17 protein-coding genes, 1 pseudogene and 1 other annotated feature are annotated in these 19,513 nt (G+C 42.1%); all 18 genes and pseudogenes read left to right on the forward strand.

The annotated features are described in order from the left end of the window. Nucleotides 1-213 precede the first annotated feature (213 nt). Entirely contained in the window at nucleotides 214-735 is a 522-nt protein-coding gene (gene pyrR, locus ACYVQ1_RS00775; RefSeq protein WP_002890254.1) for a bifunctional pyr operon transcriptional regulator/uracil phosphoribosyltransferase PyrR, read from the forward strand. A gap of 303 nt (nucleotides 736-1,038) precedes the next feature. Further along, nucleotides 1,039-2,316, forward strand: coding sequence for a uracil-xanthine permease family protein (locus ACYVQ1_RS00780; RefSeq protein ID WP_048676126.1), 1,278 nt, complete (start codon nucleotides 1,039-1,041; stop codon nucleotides 2,314-2,316). 24 nt (nucleotides 2,317-2,340) lie between these two features. After that, complete coding sequence (locus ACYVQ1_RS00785) at nucleotides 2,341-3,267, forward strand: aspartate carbamoyltransferase catalytic subunit (RefSeq protein WP_461249504.1); 927 nt, start codon at nucleotides 2,341-2,343, stop codon at nucleotides 3,265-3,267. Between the two features lie 163 nt (nucleotides 3,268-3,430). Beyond that, on the forward strand, nucleotides 3,431-4,519 hold the full coding sequence (locus ACYVQ1_RS00790; RefSeq protein ID WP_002890257.1) for a carbamoyl phosphate synthase small subunit: 1,089 nt from the start codon (nucleotides 3,431-3,433) through the stop codon (nucleotides 4,517-4,519). 230 nt (nucleotides 4,520-4,749) lie between these two features. Further along, entirely contained in the window at nucleotides 4,750-7,929 is a 3,180-nt protein-coding gene (gene carB / locus ACYVQ1_RS00795; protein ID WP_461249505.1) for a carbamoyl-phosphate synthase large subunit, read from the forward strand. A gap of 367 nt (nucleotides 7,930-8,296) precedes the next feature. After that, nucleotides 8,297-9,052 carry a class I SAM-dependent methyltransferase gene (locus ACYVQ1_RS00800; RefSeq protein WP_461249506.1) on the forward strand — a complete coding sequence of 252 codons (756 nt, stop codon included), beginning with the start codon at nucleotides 8,297-8,299 and terminating at the stop codon, nucleotides 9,050-9,052. Between the two features lie 66 nt (nucleotides 9,053-9,118). Continuing rightward, the gene (locus ACYVQ1_RS00805) at nucleotides 9,119-10,372 is read left to right on the forward strand and encodes an efflux RND transporter periplasmic adaptor subunit (protein WP_461249507.1); all 1,254 of its coding nucleotides are present in this window, start codon (nucleotides 9,119-9,121) and stop codon (nucleotides 10,370-10,372) included. Nucleotides 10,373-10,382: 10 nt separating this feature from the next. Next, the gene (locus tag ACYVQ1_RS00810) at nucleotides 10,383-11,069 is read left to right on the forward strand and encodes an ABC transporter ATP-binding protein (RefSeq protein ID WP_155124436.1); all 687 of its coding nucleotides are present in this window, start codon (nucleotides 10,383-10,385) and stop codon (nucleotides 11,067-11,069) included. A gap of 9 nt (nucleotides 11,070-11,078) precedes the next feature. Next, on the forward strand, nucleotides 11,079-12,287 hold the full coding sequence (locus ACYVQ1_RS00815) for an ABC transporter permease (RefSeq protein WP_461249508.1): 1,209 nt from the start codon (nucleotides 11,079-11,081) through the stop codon (nucleotides 12,285-12,287). A 122-nt stretch (nucleotides 12,288-12,409) separates the two neighbouring features. Further along, nucleotides 12,410-12,546, forward strand: a sequence feature (ribosomal protein L10 leader region). Between the two features lie 31 nt (nucleotides 12,547-12,577). Continuing rightward, complete coding sequence (gene rplJ, locus ACYVQ1_RS00820; RefSeq protein ID WP_003095623.1) at nucleotides 12,578-13,081, forward strand: 50S ribosomal protein L10; 504 nt, start codon at nucleotides 12,578-12,580, stop codon at nucleotides 13,079-13,081. 74 nt (nucleotides 13,082-13,155) lie between these two features. Beyond that, entirely contained in the window at nucleotides 13,156-13,524 is a 369-nt protein-coding gene (gene rplL / locus ACYVQ1_RS00825; RefSeq protein WP_004183006.1) for a 50S ribosomal protein L7/L12, read from the forward strand. 198 nt (nucleotides 13,525-13,722) lie between these two features. Then, complete coding sequence (locus tag ACYVQ1_RS00830) at nucleotides 13,723-13,845, forward strand: hypothetical protein (protein ID WP_002269975.1); 123 nt, start codon at nucleotides 13,723-13,725, stop codon at nucleotides 13,843-13,845. A gap of 56 nt (nucleotides 13,846-13,901) precedes the next feature. After that, the gene (locus ACYVQ1_RS00835; RefSeq protein ID WP_461249676.1) at nucleotides 13,902-14,978 is read left to right on the forward strand and encodes a type IV secretory system conjugative DNA transfer family protein; all 1,077 of its coding nucleotides are present in this window, start codon (nucleotides 13,902-13,904) and stop codon (nucleotides 14,976-14,978) included. A gap of 57 nt (nucleotides 14,979-15,035) precedes the next feature. Then, nucleotides 15,036-15,629: a type IV toxin-antitoxin system AbiEi family antitoxin domain-containing protein gene (locus ACYVQ1_RS00840; RefSeq protein ID WP_461249509.1), complete on the forward strand. Its 594-nt coding sequence runs from the start codon at nucleotides 15,036-15,038 to the stop codon at nucleotides 15,627-15,629. Beyond that, nucleotides 15,626-15,691 (forward strand): annotated as a pseudogene (locus ACYVQ1_RS00845) (nucleotidyl transferase AbiEii/AbiGii toxin family protein); the annotation flags it as partial. The gene ACYVQ1_RS00840 and the pseudogene ACYVQ1_RS00845, both read left to right, overlap by 4 nt. Nucleotides 15,692-15,856: 165 nt before the next feature. Continuing rightward, nucleotides 15,857-17,410: a BCCT family transporter gene (locus ACYVQ1_RS00850; protein WP_461249510.1), complete on the forward strand. Its 1,554-nt coding sequence runs from the start codon at nucleotides 15,857-15,859 to the stop codon at nucleotides 17,408-17,410. A gap of 9 nt (nucleotides 17,411-17,419) precedes the next feature. Beyond that, nucleotides 17,420-17,635: a LysR family transcriptional regulator gene (locus ACYVQ1_RS00855; RefSeq protein ID WP_139724129.1), complete on the forward strand. Its 216-nt coding sequence runs from the start codon at nucleotides 17,420-17,422 to the stop codon at nucleotides 17,633-17,635. Nucleotides 17,636-17,772: 137 nt separating this feature from the next. Next, entirely contained in the window at nucleotides 17,773-19,509 is a 1,737-nt protein-coding gene (locus ACYVQ1_RS00860) for an ABC transporter ATP-binding protein (protein ID WP_461249511.1), read from the forward strand. The last annotated feature ends 4 nt before the right edge of the window (nucleotides 19,510-19,513 follow it).

Raw genomic sequence — 19,513 nt, forward strand, 5'->3', positions numbered from 1 at the left:
TAAACGGATAGTCTTTCTTGGGAGAGGCGTCCGTTTTTTTCTTGTAAAAGAGTCTGAAATTTGCTATAATTTACCTAATTGAATAAGTCCTTTAATCACTGTCCAGAGAGGCAGGCAAGGAGCCATGAGAAGTGTACGGGTGAACTGTACTCATATTTTTGTGTATCTCCTTGTTTTCGAGGGGATTTTTTTGTATTTAGAAAGGTTCTTTTTATGAAGAAAAAAGAGATCGTCGATGACGTAACCATGAAACGTGCCATTACACGTATCACTTATGAGATTATTGAGCGTAACAAAAATCTCGACAAGATTGTCTTGGCTGGTATTAAGACACGTGGTGTTTATATTGCTCAGCGTATCCAAGAGCGCTTGAAACAGTTGGAAAACCTTGATGTGCCATTGATTGAACTTGATACTAAGGCTTTCCGTGATGATGTTAAGGCTGAACAAGACACATCTGTTTTCCCTATTGAAATTGATGGAACAGATGTTATCCTTGTGGATGATGTGCTTTACACAGGTCGTACGATTCGTGCAGCTATTGATAATATCGTTAGCCATGGGCGTCCAGCGCGTGTTGGTTTGGCTGTCTTGGTTGACCGTGGTCACCGTGAATTGCCAATCCGTGCTGACTATGTTGGTAAAAATATCCCAACAAGTGAGTCAGAAGAAATCGAAGTTTTGGTGACAGAAGTTGATGGTAAGGATAGTGTCAACATTATCGATCCAAGCTAAGTTGGCTGACAGATAGGGTGAATCGCCCTTTGTATCTTGTTAATTGAACACGCCCTAAGCCTTGTGCAAAAAAGATAAATACTCTTAGGAGCTGGTGCTCCGTCATCGTATTTCCTATTTTTGCTTTAGGCTTTAGACGGGCTTTGTATCTTATTAATTGAACACGGGACTCATTTCTTAGGAAAAAAGATAAGTCTCCTAGCACTCTTTGGAGTGCCTTGTCGACTTCCTATTTTTCTACAGAAATGTTTAGCTACGCTAAAACGTCCCTTTGTATCTTATTTTAAGGAGTCCTTTGATATCGTGAATAACGTAAAATATGATGTGAATGATATGCCGAAACCTGGTTTATTGGTTGGTTTGTCATTCCAGCACTTGTTTGCCATGTTTGGTGCGACGGTGCTTGTGCCGATTTTGGTTGGGATTGATCCCGCTATTGCTCTTTTCTCATCTGGTTTGGGAACTTTGGCTCACTTGACGGTGACCAAGTACAAAATTCCAGCTTACATGGGGTCTAGTTTTGCCTATATTGCGGCCATGCAGACACTTATGAAGACTGATGGCATTGCGGCAGTGGCTCAAGGTGCCATGGCAGGTGGTTTGGTTTACTTGCTTGTGGCTCTGATTGTTAAGTATGCGGGTAAAGACTGGATTGATAAGGTCCTTCCACCCATTGTGGTTGGCCCTATTATCATGGTGATTGGTTTGAACCTTGCGGCTAATGCAGTCAATGATGCAACAACTTTAAATAAAAGCTATAGTATCTATGCTCTCTTGATTTCGATGGTGACCCTCTTTGCGGTTATCCTCTTTAACATGTATGGCAAGAAGATTATTGGTGTTATCCCAATTTTACTTGGTTTAATTGTGGGCTATATTTTCTCAGCGGTTCTTGGTTTGCTGACAGGACATAGCTTTATCAATTTCTCAGAGGTAGCAGCGGCACATTGGATTCAGGTTCCAAACTTTGACATTCCATTTGTGGATTATAGCTTCAAGCTCTATCCAAGTGCGATTTTGACCATGGCTCCGATTGCCTTTGTGACGATGACTGAACACTTTGGTCACGTCATGGTTCTAAACAGTTTGACTGAGCGTGATTACTTTAAAGATCCAGGTCTTGACCGTACCCTTACTGGTGATGGTTTGGCACAGATTATCGCTGGATTCTTTGGAGCTCCTCCGGTAACTTCTTATGGTGAAAATATTGGGGTTATGGCCCTCAGTAAGGTCTACTCAGTTTACGTTATTGCGGGCGCAGCAGTGATTGCGGTCTTGATGAGCTTTATTGGTAAGCTATCAGCACTTTTGCATTCTATTCCAACTCCTGTATTAGGGGGATTATCTATTGCCCTCTTTGGGGTTATCGCTGCTAGCGGTTTGAAAATTTTAGTTGAACATAAGATTGATTTTGATAATAAAAAGAATCTCTTGATTGCTAGTGTTATCTTGGTTTCTGGTATCGGTGGTTTGATGATTGACCTTGGTGGTCTTCAAATCACGGGTGTGGCAAGCTCAACCATTCTTGGTATCTTGCTCTACCAAATTTTGCCAGATCCTAAAAAAGGTAGCAAAGATTAGTCAATCAATTTAAAAGGAAAAACTATGGCGATTGCAGATGGAAAAGTGTCACTGAAGCATTTGGTGACTATGGAAACCCTCACGAATGAAGAGGTCTTGGGCCTGATTCGTCGAGGTGGAGATTTTAAAAATGGCAGAGCTGATTTCCAGCTGGATCGACAGTATTTCGCTGCCAATCTCTTTTTTGAAAATTCAACACGAACACACAAGTCCTTCGAAGTGGCCGAGAAAAAACTTGGCTTGGATGTGATTGAGTTCGATGCTGGAACTAGCTCGGTAAATAAGGGCGAGACCCTCTATGACACGATTTTGACCATGTCTGCCTTGGGCGTTGACATCTGTGTGGTTCGCCACTCGGAAGTCGATTACTACAAGCAGTTGATTGATAGTAGGACCATCCAGACCTCTATTGTCAATGGTGGTGATGGTTCAGGGCAACACCCAAGTCAGTGTTTGCTTGACTTGATGACCATTTACGAAGAGTTCGGAACCTTTGAAAATCTTAAGATTTGTATTGCAGGTGATATTACGCATTCGCGTGTCGCTAAATCCAATATGCAGATTCTCAAGCGTTTGGGTGCTCAGCTTTATTTTGCTGGTCCTGCAGAGTGGTACTCGAATGAGTTCGATGTCTATGGTCAGCATGTGGCTATTGACGACGTCATTGAGGACTTGGATGTGTTCATGTTGCTTCGTGTTCAGCACGAACGTCATGGGGACGATAAAGGATTTTCAAAAGAAGACTACCATGCTCTCTATGGTTTGACTGAAGAACGTTATGCCAAGTTAGCTGATCAGGCGATTATCATGCATCCTGCTCCGGTTAATCGTGATGTGGAGATTGCTGATAGCCTGGTTGAGGCGCCTAAGGCTCGTATCGTTGCTCAGATGCAAAACGGGGTCTTTGTCCGTATGGCAATTATTGAAGCTATTTTAAATGGCAAAGCGTAAACTACGTTAACCGATTCCTGAGAGAATCAGACGAAAAAGAACATGGGCTAAATCTTTGAAAAGGGACAAATCTTCCTAGAGGCTAGAGCTTCTTTGTTAGATTTGATTTTCATTCAGATGTTTAACGCCCTTTGTATCTTAGTGAAAGGAACAATTTACTATAATGGCAAAACGTTTACTTATTTTGGAAGACGGCACTATTTTTGAAGGTCAGGCCTTCGGTGCTGATGTGGATGTGACGGGTGAAATCGTCTTTAATACTGGTATGACAGGTTATCAAGAATCTATCACAGACCAGTCTTACAATGGTCAAATTTTGACTTTTACTTATCCACTTGTTGGTAACTACGGTGTTAACCGTGACGACTATGAGTCAATTAAGCCAACGACCAAGGGTGTTGTTGTGTCAGAGGCTAGCCGTCGTGCCAGCAACTGGCGTAACCAAATGACCTTGGATGAGTTTTTGAAAGCAAAAAACATCCCTGGTATCTCTGGTATTGATACACGTGCCTTGACTAAGATTATCCGTCAACACGGTACCATGAAAGCGACTTTGGCTAATCCTGGTGACAGTATCGAGCACTTGCAAGATCAATTGCGTGCGACTGTTTTGCCAACCAACAATATTGAGCAGGTATCAACTAAGACAGCCTACCCAGCACCAGGTGTTGGTAAAAATATCGTTTTGGTTGACTTTGGTCTCAAGCACTCTATCTTGCGTGAGTTTTCAAAACGTGACTGTAACGTGACTGTTGTGCCACATGATATCACTGCTGAAGAAATTCTCCATCTTAATCCAGATGGTGTGATGTTGTCAAATGGTCCGGGTAACCCTGAAGATGTACCGTATGCACTTGATATGATTCGTGGCATTCAAGGCAAAATTCCAATTTTTGGTATTTGTATGGGTCACCAGTTGTTTAGTTTGGCGAATGGTGCCAAGGCCTACAAGATGAAGTTTGGTCACCGTGGATTTAACCATGCGGTTCGTGAAATTGCGACTGGTCGTGTTGACTTCACCAGCCAAAACCATGGTTATGCCATTGACCGTGAGACACTTCCAGATTGCCTCATGGTAACACACGAAGAAATTAATGATAAGTCAGTTGAAGGTGTTCGTCACCGTGACTTCCCTGCATTCTCAGTGCAATTCCACCCAGATGCAGCACCTGGTCCACACGATGCTAGCTATCTCTTCGATGAGTTCTTGGAATTGATTGATGCTTTCCAAGCTGAAAAAGCACGTCGTTAATTGCAACTGTCTAGTGACTATAGTGGGGTGTGACTCTTGTTCGCCCTAGTCTACTACCTTATTTAATGACAACCAGAGAGTTGTCAAATAGAAAGGAGAAGATACAGGTTCACGGAAGTGAACACGCCCTAAGGACTGTGTGAAAAAGATAAACGGTGACTAGATGCTTAGGCGTCGTCGTCACGTTTCCTATTTTCACTGGGTCCTTAACGGGCTTTGTATCATAAATTATGCCTAAACGTTCTGATATTAAAAAAATTATGGTTATCGGGTCTGGTCCTATCATCATTGGTCAGGCTGCTGAGTTTGACTACGCTGGTACGCAAGCCTGCTTGGCCTTGAAAGAAGAAGGCTACAGTGTTGTTCTTGTTAACTCTAACCCTGCGACAATCATGACTGATAAAGAAATCGCAGACAAGGTTTACATTGAACCAATTACGCTTGAGTTTGTCACACGTATTCTTCGTAAAGAGCGTCCTGATGCCCTCTTGCCAACACTTGGTGGACAAACTGGTTTGAACATGGCAATGGAATTGTCAAAAGCTGGTATTCTTGATGAGCTTGGAGTAGAGCTTTTGGGAACAAAATTGTCTGCCATTGACCAAGCCGAAGACCGTGATCTCTTCAAACAATTGATGGAAGATTTGGAACAACCAATTCCAGAATCAGAGATTGTAAATACGGTTGAAGAAGCAGTTGCCTTTGCGTCAGAGATTGGCTACCCAGTTATCGTTCGTCCAGCCTTTACCCTTGGTGGTACTGGTGGAGGTATGTGTGCCAATGAAGAAGAACTTCGTGAAATCGCTGAAAATGGATTGAAATTGTCACCAGTAACACAATGTTTGATTGAACGTTCTATCGCTGGTTTCAAGGAAATCGAATACGAAGTTATGCGTGATGCCGCAGACAACGCTCTTGTGGTATGTAACATGGAAAACTTTGACCCAGTTGGTATCCACACAGGGGACTCAATCGTATTTGCTCCAACGCAAACCTTGTCAGATATTGAAAACCAAATGCTTCGTGATGCCAGCTTGAAGATCATTCGTGCCCTTAAAATTGAGGGTGGTTGTAACGTACAGTTGGCTCTTGACCCTAATAGCTTCAAGTACTATGTTATCGAAGTAAACCCACGTGTGTCTCGTTCATCAGCCCTTGCCTCAAAAGCAACTGGTTACCCAATCGCCAAATTGGCAGCCAAGATTGCTGTTGGTTTGACACTTGATGAAATGATTAACCCAGTCACTGGTACAACTTACGCTATGTTTGAGCCAGCTCTTGACTATGTGGTTGCTAAGATTCCGCGTTTCCCATTTGATAAATTTGAACACGGGGAACGTCGTCTTGGTACTCAAATGAAAGCAACTGGTGAAGTTATGGCTATCGGTCGTAACATCGAAGAGTCACTTCTTAAAGCCTGCCGTTCACTTGAAATCGGTGTTTACCACAATGAAATGCTTGAGCTTGCGGACGTCACAGACGACGCCTTGGTTGAAAAGATTGTCAAAGCTCAAGACGACCGTCTCTTCTACCTTTCTGAAGCCATCCGTCGTGGTTATACTATTGAAGAGTTGTCAGAGTTGACTAAGATTGATATCTTCTTCCTCGACAAATTGCTCCATATCTTCGAATTGGAACAAGAATTGGCTACTCACGTAGGCGATGTTGATGTTTTGAAAGAAGCTAAACGTAACGGTTTCTCTGATCGTAAGATTGCTGATCTTTGGAATCAAACAGCTGACCAAGTTCGTGCGACACGTTTGGAAAATAACATTGTTCCTGTTTACAAGATGGTTGATACCTGTGCGGCTGAGTTCGAGTCATCAACACCATATTTCTACTCAACTTACGAGTGGGAAAACGAATCAATCAAATCTGATAAAGAATCTGTCATCGTTCTTGGTTCAGGACCTATCCGTATCGGACAAGGGGTTGAGTTCGACTATGCGACAGTTCACTCTGTGAAAGCTATCCAGGCTGCAGGTTACGAAGCCATCATCATGAACTCTAACCCTGAGACGGTTTCAACAGACTTCTCAGTTTCAGATAAACTTTACTTCGAACCATTGACCTTCGAAGACGTGATGAACGTTATCGAATTGGAACAACCTAAGGGTGTCGTGGTTCAGTTTGGTGGTCAAACAGCCATCAACTTGGCAGAGCCATTGTCTAAAGCTGGTGTGAAAATCTTGGGTACACAGGTTGCTGACCTTGACCGTGCCGAAGACCGTGACCTTTTTGAACAAGCCCTTAAGGACCTCGATATCCCACAACCGCCAGGACAAACAGCGACAAATGAAGAAGAAGCGGTTGAAGCAGCTCGTAAGATTGGCTTCCCAGTTCTTGTTCGTCCATCATACGTTTTGGGTGGACGTGCCATGGAAATCGTTGAAAATGAAGATGACCTTCGTTCTTACATGCGTACAGCCGTTAAGGCAAGTCCAGACCACCCAGTCCTTGTTGATAGCTATATCATTGGACGTGAGTGTGAAGTGGATGCCATCTCTGATGGTAAGGATGTCTTGATTCCAGGTATTATGGAACACATCGAACGTGCAGGGGTTCACTCAGGGGACTCAATGGCAGTTTACCCTCCACAAACCCTCTCTAAGAAAATCCAAGAGACTATTGCTGATTACACTAAACGCTTGGCTATCGGTCTTAACTGTATTGGTATGATGAATATTCAGTTTGTTATTAAGGACGAAACTGTCTATGTTATCGAGGTTAACCCACGTGCCAGCCGTACGGTACCATTCTTGTCTAAAGTGACTGATATCCCAATGGCACAAGTTGCTACAAACTTGATTCTTGGTAAATCATTGGCTGAACAAGGTTACAAAGATGGTCTTTACCCAGAAAGCAAGCATGTCCATGTTAAAGCACCAGTCTTCTCATTCACAAAATTGGCTAAGGTAGATAGTCTCCTTGGACCTGAAATGAAATCAACTGGTGAAGTTATGGGTACAGATGCGACTCTTGAAAAAGCCCTCTATAAAGCCTTTGAAGCTTCTTACCTCCACTTGCCAACCTTTGGTAATGTCATCTTTACTATTCATGATGATACGAAAGAAGAAGCCCTTGATTTGGCTCGTCGTTTCGATGCTATCGGTTACGGTATCTACGCCACTGAAGGAACAGCTAAGTTCTTGAATGAACATGGAGTTCACGCAACGCTTGTTAACAAGTTGGGTGAAAATGATGACAACGACATTCCAGCCCTTGTTCGTACAGGTAAAGCGCAAGCTATTATCAATACGGTTGGTAACAAACGTACTTATGACGAAGACGGAGCAGCTATCCGTAGCTCAGCTATTGAAGCTGGAATTCCACTCTTCACAGCGCTTGATACAGCAGATGCTATGGTGCGTGTGCTTGAAAGCCGTAGCTTTACAACAGAAGCTATCTAATCACGAAATGAAGTCTCAGCTTTGCTGGGGCTTTTTTATTGAAGACAAAGTTTTCTTTTGAGACTTTTCTTAAGTGATGACGGTCGTCAGCGACCTTCTGCGAAGTTCCATGACTCAGTTTTGAGCCGAAAGTCTCAAAACTTCCGAACGCCTGAAACTAATCGTTTCAGGCATTTTCATCACTGCCAAAAGTCTCGGTATAAGCTTACTAGGTTCGCAAAATCTATTTCATATTTAAAAATAGTTTAATTATGTTCTGAGTCTCAGCCTTGCTGGGGCTTTTTTCTTACACAAATGTAAGCTAATGGGTCAAAAATGAAAGCTAAGACTATGGTTTTGTTTCCTAAGATTCTGCTATACTAGTAACATGATTATTACCACATCTTTACGTGAAAATGAGGCCTTGATTGCGCGTGCCCAAGAATTAGCTCACGAACTGGGAGCTGACTATCAACCTCGTCGCAAGTTATCCTTGGCAAAATGTTTAGAGCGATTTGGAGCTTTTTATCTTCTATATAAAGACAGATTGTCTTTTGTCAATGAGGATGGCAGTGAGCTGTCCTTTCATCCAGATACAGCAGTTCTTCGGATTAAGGCACCACACGATGCTCTAGTCAATCTCTTGGGTTCGTCTTCCAAGTCTATTCTCGACACGACCATGGGTCTGGCTTCTGATAGTCTTGTTATGGCGGCAGCGGGAAATAAGGTGACTGCCCTTGAGAGTCAAGAAGTGATTTTTCAGGTGGTTTCTCGTGGTCTGGCCACATATCAGACAGATGACAAGCAGCTTGAAAAGGCCATGCGTTCTATTAAGGCTATTAAGAGCGATAGCTTATCCTTTTTGAAATCCCAGGCTAATCACTCTTTTGATATCATCTATGCCGATCCTATGTTTTCAGAGACTATCAAGGAATCGGAAAATCTACAAGCTATCAAACCTTTGGCCAATGGCAGCCGTCTGACTGAAGAATGGTTAAATGAGGCTAAGCGTGTCGCACGAGAAAAAATTATCATCAAGGCGCATTTTCGAGATACCGTTTTTGAGGAACTTGGGTTTGAACGTCAGATTCGTCCCAATCAAAAGCTGCACTATGGTGTCATGGATGTAAGCGAAGGCCGTTGACACTGAAAGTTAAAAGTATTACAATTGTTTTATTTATGTGATACAAAAGAAAAGAGAGACAGACTTATGCGAAAGAAAATCAGTCCAAAGTTATTTAAAAATAAAAAAAGAGTTTGGATCATTGGAGGCATTGGCTTCCTTGTCCTTTTGGTCCTAGGTTTTAACCTTTTTGCAGGTGGTGGCAAAGATGATAAGGCTTCCGAGTCCCCTACAGCAAGTAAGGTAACCAAGGGGCAGTTGGCCTCGTCCACCCTTCTGACTGGCATGGTGAAGGCTCGGTCGGAACAGTACGTTTATTTTGATAATACTATTGGACGCAATGCCACTGTGACAGTCTCTGTTGGTGAGGAAGTTAGCGTTGGTCAGCAACTGGTCCAATACGACAGCACCTCAGCCCAAGCGGCTTATGATACGGCTAGTCGTGCCTACAATAAGGCAGTTCGTGACCGTAATTATTTCCAACAGTATGGGACGGCTCCTGCGGCTTCAACACAAACAAGTAGTGATTCGGATGAGGATGATTCGACAACTACCGTTAGTCCTCAACAGCGTCAGCAAACCGAGGCAAGTAATTACCAAACCTTGCAAGATTATAATGATGCCATTGCCAATGCAGCATCAGAGCTAGAAAAGGCACAAGATGTTCTCAACCAAACAGTGATTGTTTCAGATGCTAATGGAACAGTCGTTGAAGTTGCGGACTCTGTGGACCCTGCTTCAAAAGAGAGCCAAACCCTAGTTCATGTGACAAGTGAAGGCCAATTTGAGATTCAAGGGACCTTAACAGAATATGACATTCCAAATATTTCAGTGGGGCAAAAGGTCAAGATTACTTCCAAAGTATACCCTGATCAAACTTGGACAGGGAAGGTCAGCTATGTTTCCAATTATCCTAAGCAAAATGCCAACCAGTCAACGGGGACATCTGGCAACTCAGGTCAATCAGGTTCTCAGTATGAATACAAGGTTCAATTGACTAGTCCTATCGGAAAACTGAAACAAGGTTTTAATGTATCTCTTGAAGTGACAAAAGATGATGATGCCTTGTTGGTTCCTGTAACTGCTGTGACCAAGAAAGGCTCTGACAACTATGTCTGGGTTTACGATGATGAAACTCAGAAAATCAAGCAAGTCAAGGTCAAACTTGGCAATGCGGATGCCAAGCAACAGGAAATTGCTTCAGGACTTAAAGAAGGTCAAAAAGTTATCACCAAGGCAGATAAATCCTTTAAGGATGGCGAAACCCTAAAAGATGTGACGGATGCTGATAGCAAACAATCAAAAGACACTAGTGGAGAAGAGGTGAGGTCTAGTGACTAAGCCAGCACTTATGGTTTTAAAGAGTATCACCAAGTCTTTCAAAAATGGTCAAGAGTCCTTGCAGGTCCTTAAGGGGATTGACTTATCGGTAGAAGAAGGGGACTTCGTGGCAATCATGGGCCCTTCTGGATCAGGGAAATCAACCCTTATGAATATTATCGGTCTTCTTGATCAACCGACTACAGGTTCCTATCAACTCGAGGGCGAGGATGTGGCAGAACTCTCTGAAAATCGCCTAGCCAAGGTAAGAAATGACCAGATTGGCTTTATCTTTCAACAGTTTTTTCTCTTGCCAAAGTTAAGTGCCCAAAAGAACGTAGAGCTTCCTTTGATTTATGCAGGGAAATCTCCACGTGAACGTAAGCAAAGGGCACAACAATTCTTGGAAAAAGTTGGCTTGTCAGACCGTAGCCATCACCTACCATCGGAGCTGTCTGGTGGACAGAAGCAGAGGGTTGCCATTGCGCGTGCATTGTCTAACGATCCGGCAATCATTTTGGCGGATGAGCCTACGGGTGCTCTTGATACCAAGACAGGGATGCAGATTATGGAGCTCTTAACCCAGCTAAACCGTGAAGGAAAGACTATCATCATGGTTACTCATGAGCCAGAGATTGCGGACTATGCCCGACGTAAGATTGTCATCCGCGATGGGGAAATTACCCAGGATACGACTGATAGCGTTCGGATTGACTAGGAGGTAGGAATGGAAAATTGGAAATTTGCTCTTAGTTCTATCCGTTCACACAAGATGAGGTCCTTCCTGACCATGTTGGGAATCATCATTGGTGTTGCTGCGGTAGTACTTATCATGGGGCTAGGAAATGGAATGCGTCAGAGTGTTACCGATAGTGTGACTGGTGACAAGGATACAGTTCAAGTCTACTATGAAGCCAAGGGTGAGGAGCTAGATCCTGCTTATGCAGATTTGGCACAACCTACCAAACCGGTTAAAGAAGTTTGGTTAGAGCAAGTGGCTAAGCAGACGCCAGGTATCGATAGTTATTTTGTGACCAACAGCCTAACTTCCTCGATCTCCCTCCAAAAAAAGACTGTTAAGAATGTTAATATCACAGGTGCCAGTCAGGGCTACTTTAAAGCCAAAAAGTTAGAAATGTTGACAGGACGTTCCTTGCAAGACAATGATTATAAAAACTTTTCACGAGTTATTGTCATTGATCAGATGGTGGCTAAAAAACTCTTTGAGACAAATGGGGATGCCCTTAACCAAGTGGTTACTATTGGGAACAATGATTATCGTGTGATTGGTGTTTATAAGAATAAAGACACAGTAATCGGTGCTTATGGTGAAATTGGAACAGCTCTTGTGGCCAATACCCAGTTAGCGGCTGAAAATAACACTGATGCTATTGGCCAGATTTTTTTCCATGTGACCGATGTGAAAAATAGTAGTAGCGTTGCTAAGGATGCTGCTAAACGCTTGACCCAGTTGGCCCAAGATGACAATGGAGAATATAAGGCAGCAGATATGAGTTCGGCCCTAGATCAGGTGAACACGATCTTTGGAACCATTACCACCGTTGTCGGAGCTATTGCTGGGATTTCACTCTTAGTTGGTGGTATCGGTGTCATGAATATCATGCTGGTTTCGGTAACTGAGCGGACACGAGAGATTGGTCTTCGTAAGGCTTTAGGTGCCACACGTCGTAAAATCTTGACGCAGTTTTTGATTGAGTCCATGGTTCTGACCATTCTGGGAGGTTTGATTGGGCTAGGCTTTGCAGCCCTAGTCGTTGGACCCATTGGGAATGCCATGGACCTTAAAGCGACGGTTTCTCTTGGTGTAGCCATGGGAAGCATAGCCTTTTCAGCAGCTGTAGGGATTATCTTTGGCCTTCTACCGGCTAATAAAGCTTCCAAACTCGATCCTATCGAAGCTCTTAGATATGATTAGAAATAACCTCTTGAAATCTTTAGATTTTGAGAGGTTTTATGGTCTTCAAAAAAAGATAGAGAAAAAAATAAAAAAAATGTATTTTTTTCTTGACGTCTGATTTAGGTCATGATATTATAAATAAGGTTTGAAAAAACTGACCTAAGACAGTTGGGGAGTTAAACTCATAAACATCCAACCGAGGCACAAAACGTAACTATTTTTTTGTAACGTATTGTACTTTCGTGTCTAGGTTTAGGTACGATTTTTTTGTGCCTAGCCCAAAAATAAAAACGGAGGTAAAACTACTAATGAGTGAAGCTATTATTGCTAAGAAAGCTGAACAGGTTGCTATCGTCGCTGAGAAAATGAAAGCAGCAGCATCTATCGTTGTTGTTGACTCTCGTGGACTTACAGTTGACCAAGATACAGTTCTTCGTCGTAATCTTCGTGAATCAGGCGTTGAATTTAAAGTTATCAAAAACTCTATCTTGAGCCGTGCAGCTGAAGAAGCAGGTCTTGAAGACCTTAAAGAACTTTTTGTTGGTCCATCTGCAGTAGCATTCTCAAACGAAGATGTTATCGCACCAGCAAAAGTTATTAGCGAATTTGCTAAAGACGCAGAAGCTCTTGAAATCAAAGGTGGTGTTGTTGACGGTGCGTTCACTTCAGTCGAAGAAATCAACGCTCTTGCATCACTTCCAAACAAAGAAGGTATGCTTTCTATGCTCCTTTCTGTACTTCAAGCGCCAGTGCGCAACGTTGCATACGCTGTCAAAGCTGTTGCAGAAAGCAAAGAAGACGGTGCTGCATAAGCCCATCTTCACAACTCGTAGCCTAAGCTACGTTTAAAACACTATATTAAAAAACACATTTGGAGGAAATCACAATGGCATTGAACATTGAAAACATTATTGCTGAAATTAAAGAAGCTTCAATCCTTGAATTGAACGACCTTGTAAAAGCTATCGAAGAAGAGTTTGGCGTAACTGCTGCTGCTCCTGTAGCTGCTGCTGCAGCTGGTGCTGCTGACGCTGGTGCTGCTAAAGATTCATTCGACGTTGAATTGACATCTGCAGGCGACAAAAAAGTTGGCGTTATCAAAGTTGTACGTGAAATCACAGGCGAAGGTCTTAAAGAAGCTAAAGCTATCGTTGACGGTGCACCATCAGTTATTAAAGAAGGTGTTGCTGCAGCTGAAGCTGAAGAAATCAAAGCTAAACTTGAAGAAGCTGGAGCTTCAGTTACTCTTAAATAATAAGGTAACGACTCAAGTCGCTTAATAAAGAAAACCAGGGCATAAGCTCTGGTTTTTTATTGCGATAAGCGATTGATAGAAACTGATAAATTGATTTGGTTTCCTGCCAAAAATTCTTTGGCAGGATTTTTGTTTTAATAAACTTTCGGGGGTAGACACTAGATCGTCTACCCCTTTTTTTGCGTTTCGGAGGTAATTATGCAAAAGGAAGAACAGTCATCACGTCAAATCGTGAAGAGCCATATCATGACCATCATGGGAGTTGATAATCTAAAAGCAACTCAACTGGTAAATGAAATGGAACAAACAGGTTTAATCTGATTTGATGAATTCGGGAATTTTGGAATTTTAGTCTTGGAGGGATAATCATGAAACGTATTACTGCTAATCAATTTCAGACATCAGAGCGTTATTATAAACTCCCAAAAGTCTTGTTTGAAGATTACGCTAAAAAATACGGTCACGAGAACTTTACCATGAGAAACTGGGCAGATTTTCAATACTATAAGGATAAGACGTTGGATTCGGTGATTGCGGTCACAACAGCGAAGTTTACCCTTTTTAATATCCAATCGGTGATTGATTTGACTCAAAAAGACTCTATGGACTTGAAAACGTGGGGCACTCAGAAGACTATGGTCTATCTTGTTATTCCAGATAATGATACTACCTTTCGTTTTCTATCTGCTTTATTTTTCTCTATGGTTTTCTCCACTTTGACCAGACAGGCTGATGTGGACTTTAAAGGGCAACTGCCTATCCATGTTAGAAGCTATCTGGATGAGTTTGCTAATGTCGGAGAAATCCCAGACTTCGCCGAACAAACCTCAACAGTTAGCTCTTGGAATATGAGTCTAGTACCAATCTTGCAAAATATCGCCCAACTCTTTCTCATTTACTGGGAAGGAAATAGTGGTGATAAACTACTTGAACGTCAGACACGAGCCAGTGAGTGGTATTACCAAATTGAAAAAGGCTTTAGTCAACCCAACGGCGGGACAGCACAAAGTGATCTAAAAGCACTTGAAGCTGTACGAGGAGACCTTTTTGAAAACTCTATTCCAGGAGGTGGTGATGGTATGGGGTATGCTTACGGCCAATGTACTTGGGGAGTCGCAGCCCGTATTAACCAACTGGGTCTAAAACTCAAAGGAAAAAACGGTGAGAAGATTCAAATTATCAGTACCATGGGTAATGGCCAAGATTGGGTACGAACAGCCGCAAGTCTCGGTGGGGAGACAGGGACAAGTCCACAAGCAGGAGCTATTATTTCCTTTGCGGGAGGAGGACATGGTACACTAGCAGAATACGGACATGTGGCTTTCGTCGAAAAACTCTACCCAAATGGCTCATTCCTTATCTCCGAAACCAATTACAATGGCAATCCAAACTATACCTTCTGTAAATTATCTGGAGTGGATAGTAACTTGAGTTTTGCGTATACGACGAAATAAAAAAGGATATGCTAACAATGACTTGATTTGTTAGCATATTGTTTTGGAGGTGGTGATATGGATTTGTTAGAGAAACCCGTTTATAATTATATTAAAAATAATCATGGAGTACTAACTTTTCGTGATATGGAAGAGCTTAACTTTTCTTATCAACAACTGAATCAATTAGTCTCAAAAGGGAAAGTGGAATCAATTGAAAGAGGTATCTATCATCTGCCAGATACCTATATCGATGACTATTTTAGTTTACAGTACCGTTTTCCAAAAGGAATTTATTCCTTAGAAACAGCACTTTGGTTACATGGTCTGTCCCTTACCATTCCATTTGAGCCTGTGATGACTTTTCCTTTCGGGACAAATACGAGGCCAATGAAAGAAGCTGGTGTCAAGCCAATTGTCGCTAGAAAGTATCATGAAATCGGTATTATTAGACTGGAGCGACAGGCTGGACAGTTTATCTCAGTATATGATATGGAACGAACATTAGTGGAGTGTTTGAGAACAGCTTATCATGTCGATATTCAAGTTATTGCTCCAGCTTTTCAAGCTTACTTTAAAAAAGGAGCTGTTGATTATGCCAAGTTGTATCACTATGCACAACTATTTAAAGTAACCGAAAAACTACAATCATATGTGGAGGTCTTGTCGTGAAATTTTCAAATGCTAATAGTTTCAAAGCTAAAATCAAGAATATTACAAAAGAAAAAGGGATCTCTTTCTCAAAAGATTAGTCAAATATTTGAAGAATACGGTGCGAATATGTTGGAAGTATTCGGTTGTTATATGTATAAATTAAAGAATTGTGTTACAATGAAACCATATAGAATTTTAAGTTTTCTCAAAAACTTTCTATAACTAAGAACACATAAGGAGGTAAAATGGTGAAGCATTCTAAAATAACAAAAGTTTTTCAGCTTTCACTCGTCATAATATTTATTTTAGTCTTGTTAGGGCTCTTTGTTCCCCAGCAGTTTCAAAATATTAGTTTTTACTTAAAAAATCTCTTAACAACTAGTGTTGGCTGGTTTTACTTGTTATTGGTTACGGGGATTTTAATTTTTTGTGTCTTTTTAATTGTAAGTCCGATAGGGCAGATTCGCTTGGGTAATCCCACGAGTCGGCCAGAGCATTCGACGACGTCATGGATTGCCATGATGTTTTCTGCTGGAATGGGGATTGGGCTGGTCTTTTATGGGGCAGCAGAGCCTTTGAGTCACTTTGCTATCTCGACGCCCAATGCAGAAATAGGCAGTGCGGATGCTCTCGCAGATGCTTTTCGTTTTACTTTTTTTCACTGGGGATTTCATGCTTGGGCGGTCTATGCCCTGGTGGGATTGTCTTTGGCTTATTTTGGCTTTCGTAAACGGGAGAAATATCAGCTCTCAGTCGTCTTTAAGCCTCTTTTTGGAAAATATGCGGACGGACCAATAGCAACCATTATCGATACCATCACCATTATTGCGACAGTGATTGGGGTAGCGACAACGCTCGGCTTTGGTGCCTCACAAATCAATGGTGGTCTCTCCTATGTCTTTGGTATTCCTAATAATAGTCTTGTGCAAGTCATCATTATCATCATTGCGACAATTCTTTTTCTTATTTCTGCCTTATCAGGTTTAGGAAAGGGTGTTAAAATCCTATCTAATACAAACTTGATTTTAGCTGTTGTCTTGCTTGCTGGAGTCATAGTTTTGGGGCCAACGGTTAAGATATTTGACACCATGACAGACTCTATCGGCCTTTATTTTCAAAACTTCTTCCGTATGAGTTTTCGGGCGGCGGCTTTTGATGAGACCAAGCGGGCTTGGATTAACCAATGGACCATTTTTTACTGGGCATGGTGGATTTCCTGGTCACCTTTTGTGGGCGTCTTTATTGCCCGTATCTCAAAAGGTCGGACTATTCGCGAATTTTTGACAGTAGTGCTTTTGGCACCAACAGTCCTTAGTTTTATCTGGTTTTCTGCTTTTGGTACCTTATCTACTTCACTACAAGATTCGGGGGTTAATTTGATACGTTTTGCCACAGAAGAAATTCTTTTTGCCTCTTTTAATGAATATCCTCTGGGAAGTGTCCTTTCACTCCTGGCAATTATTTTAGTTTTAACCTTCTTTGTGACCTCGGCGGATTCTGCCACCTATGTTTTGGCCATGTTGTCTGAAGATGGCGATCTAAATCCAAGTAATCGTAAAAAGGTGGTTTGGGGTGTCATGCTGGCCTTGATTGCTATTGCACTCATGTTTTCTGGTGGATTGACAGCTTTACAAAACACGCTCATTATTGTCGCTTTTCCATTTTCCATAGTACTAGTGTTGATGATGTGGTCGCTTATGAAAGAGTTATATCACGAAAAAGAGCAAATGGGACTCGCCATTACACCAGACCGATATCCTGAGAAGAATCAACCGTTTAAATCTTATGAGGAAAATTAGGAAGATGGCATGGAGTTAAGAGTGCTTCGTTATTTTATTACTATTGCTGAGGAGGGGAGTATCTCCAAGGCAGCTGAGAAGCTGATGATTACTCAGCTGACACTCAGTCGTCAGTTAAAAGATTTGGAGCAGGAACTTGGTGAACTTCTTTTTATCCGTGAACATATCAAGTCGCTTAATAAAGAAAACCAGGGCATAAGCTCTGGTTTTTTCTATTGCTTTTAATATTTTCATTTGTTAGAATGTAGGTGATGTGCGTGCTTGTCACGCCCTTTTTCTGTGTCTTTTACGGCTTTAGTGGTTGTAAATAACTATAAAAATCTTAAAGGCATGGTAAATGCTAAAAAGAAAAGGAGAAATTTATGGCTTATATTTGGTCTTATCTCAGACGTTATCCTAAGTGGCTAGCAATGAATTTTACGGCAGCCATTTTATTTGTTATTGCTAACTTGGGTTTGCCGACGGTTCTTGCCAGAATGATTGATGAGGGAATAAACCGTGGTGATGTTGATAAGCTTTACGCTTATGCTTGGGTCATGTTTGGTGTAGTTTTGACTGGGATTGTTGGTCGTATACTTCTGTCCTATGCGGTTGGTAAGTTGACCACTACTATGGTGCAAGTTATGCGTAATGACATTTATGCTAAGCTTCAGGAGTATTCCCACCACGAGTATGAGCAGATTGGGGTATCCTCTTTGGTGACTCGTATTACATCAGATGCTTTTGTGCTTATGCAGTTTGCGGATCAGGTTCTTAAGCTAGGGGTTATCACTCCTTTGATGATGGTTTCCAGTGTCTTCTTGATTTTGACGACAAGTCCATCTTTGGCTTGGATTGTGGCAATCTCCTTGCCTTTCCTAGCCGTAGTAGTCTGGTATGTGGCGGTAAAAACGCGTCCGCTTTCTGAAAAGCAACAGGCAACTCTCGACAAGATTAACCAGTATGCTCGTGAAAATCTGACTGGACTTCGTGTCATTCGAGCTTTCGCTAGAGAAGATTTCCAAGAGAAGAAGTTTGCTTCTGAAAATGCTGTCTATGCGGATAATTCCAGCAAGCTTTTTAAATTGACTGGTTTGACCGAGCCACTTTTTGTACAAATCATCATCGCTATGATTGTGGCTATTGTTTGGTTTGCCCTTGAGCCATTAGGCTCTGGGACTTTAGCTATCGGGGACTTGGTTGCCTTTATTGAGTATAGCTTCCATGCACTCTTGTCTTTCCTTTTCCTAGCCAACCTCTTTACCATGTATCCTCGTACGGCGGTATCTAGTGAACGTCTGCAGGAAATTATGGACATGCCTATTTCTATCAATCCAAATGAAGATGGGGTGACAGAGACTGAGACTAAGGGATATTTGGAGTTTGATAATGTGACCTTTGCCTATCCTGGTGAAACGGAGAGTCCTGTCCTACATAATATTTCCTTCAAGGCAAAACCTGGTGAAACCATTGCCTTTATCGGATCAACGGGTTCAGGAAAATCATCACTTGTACAGTTGATTCCACGCTTTTATGATGTAACACTTGGACGCATTCTTGTTGATGGTGTAGATGTCCGTGACTACAATCTTAAGGCTCTTCGTCGTAAGATTGGCTTTATTCCACAAAAAGCCCTACTCTTTACAGGGACTATCGGTGAAAATATCCGTTATGGTAAGGAAAATGCCAGTCATGAAGAATTGAATCAAGCTACTGATGTGGCTCAAGCCAAGGAATTTATCGAAAGTAAGGAAGAACGCTATGATTCTCACTTGGCTGAGGGTGGTAGCAACCTTTCTGGTGGACAGAAGCAGCGTTTGTCAATTGCACGTGCGGTGGTTAAACGTCCTGATCTTTATATCTTTGATGATTCCTTCTCTGCCTTGGACTACAAGACTGATGCGACCTTGCGCCGTCGTCTGAAAGAAGTGACTCAGGATGCGACAGTCTTGATTGTGGCGCAACGTGTGGGAACTATCATGGATGCAGACCAGATTATCGTTCTGGATAAGGGTGAAATCGTTGGTCGTGGCCGTCACGAAGAGCTTATGGAAAGCAATGACATTTACCGTGAAATTGCTAATTCACAATTGAATCAAAAGAGTCTTACGGAAGACTAGAAGG

The sequence above is a fragment of the Streptococcus parasalivarius genome (genome assembly GCF_054785155.1).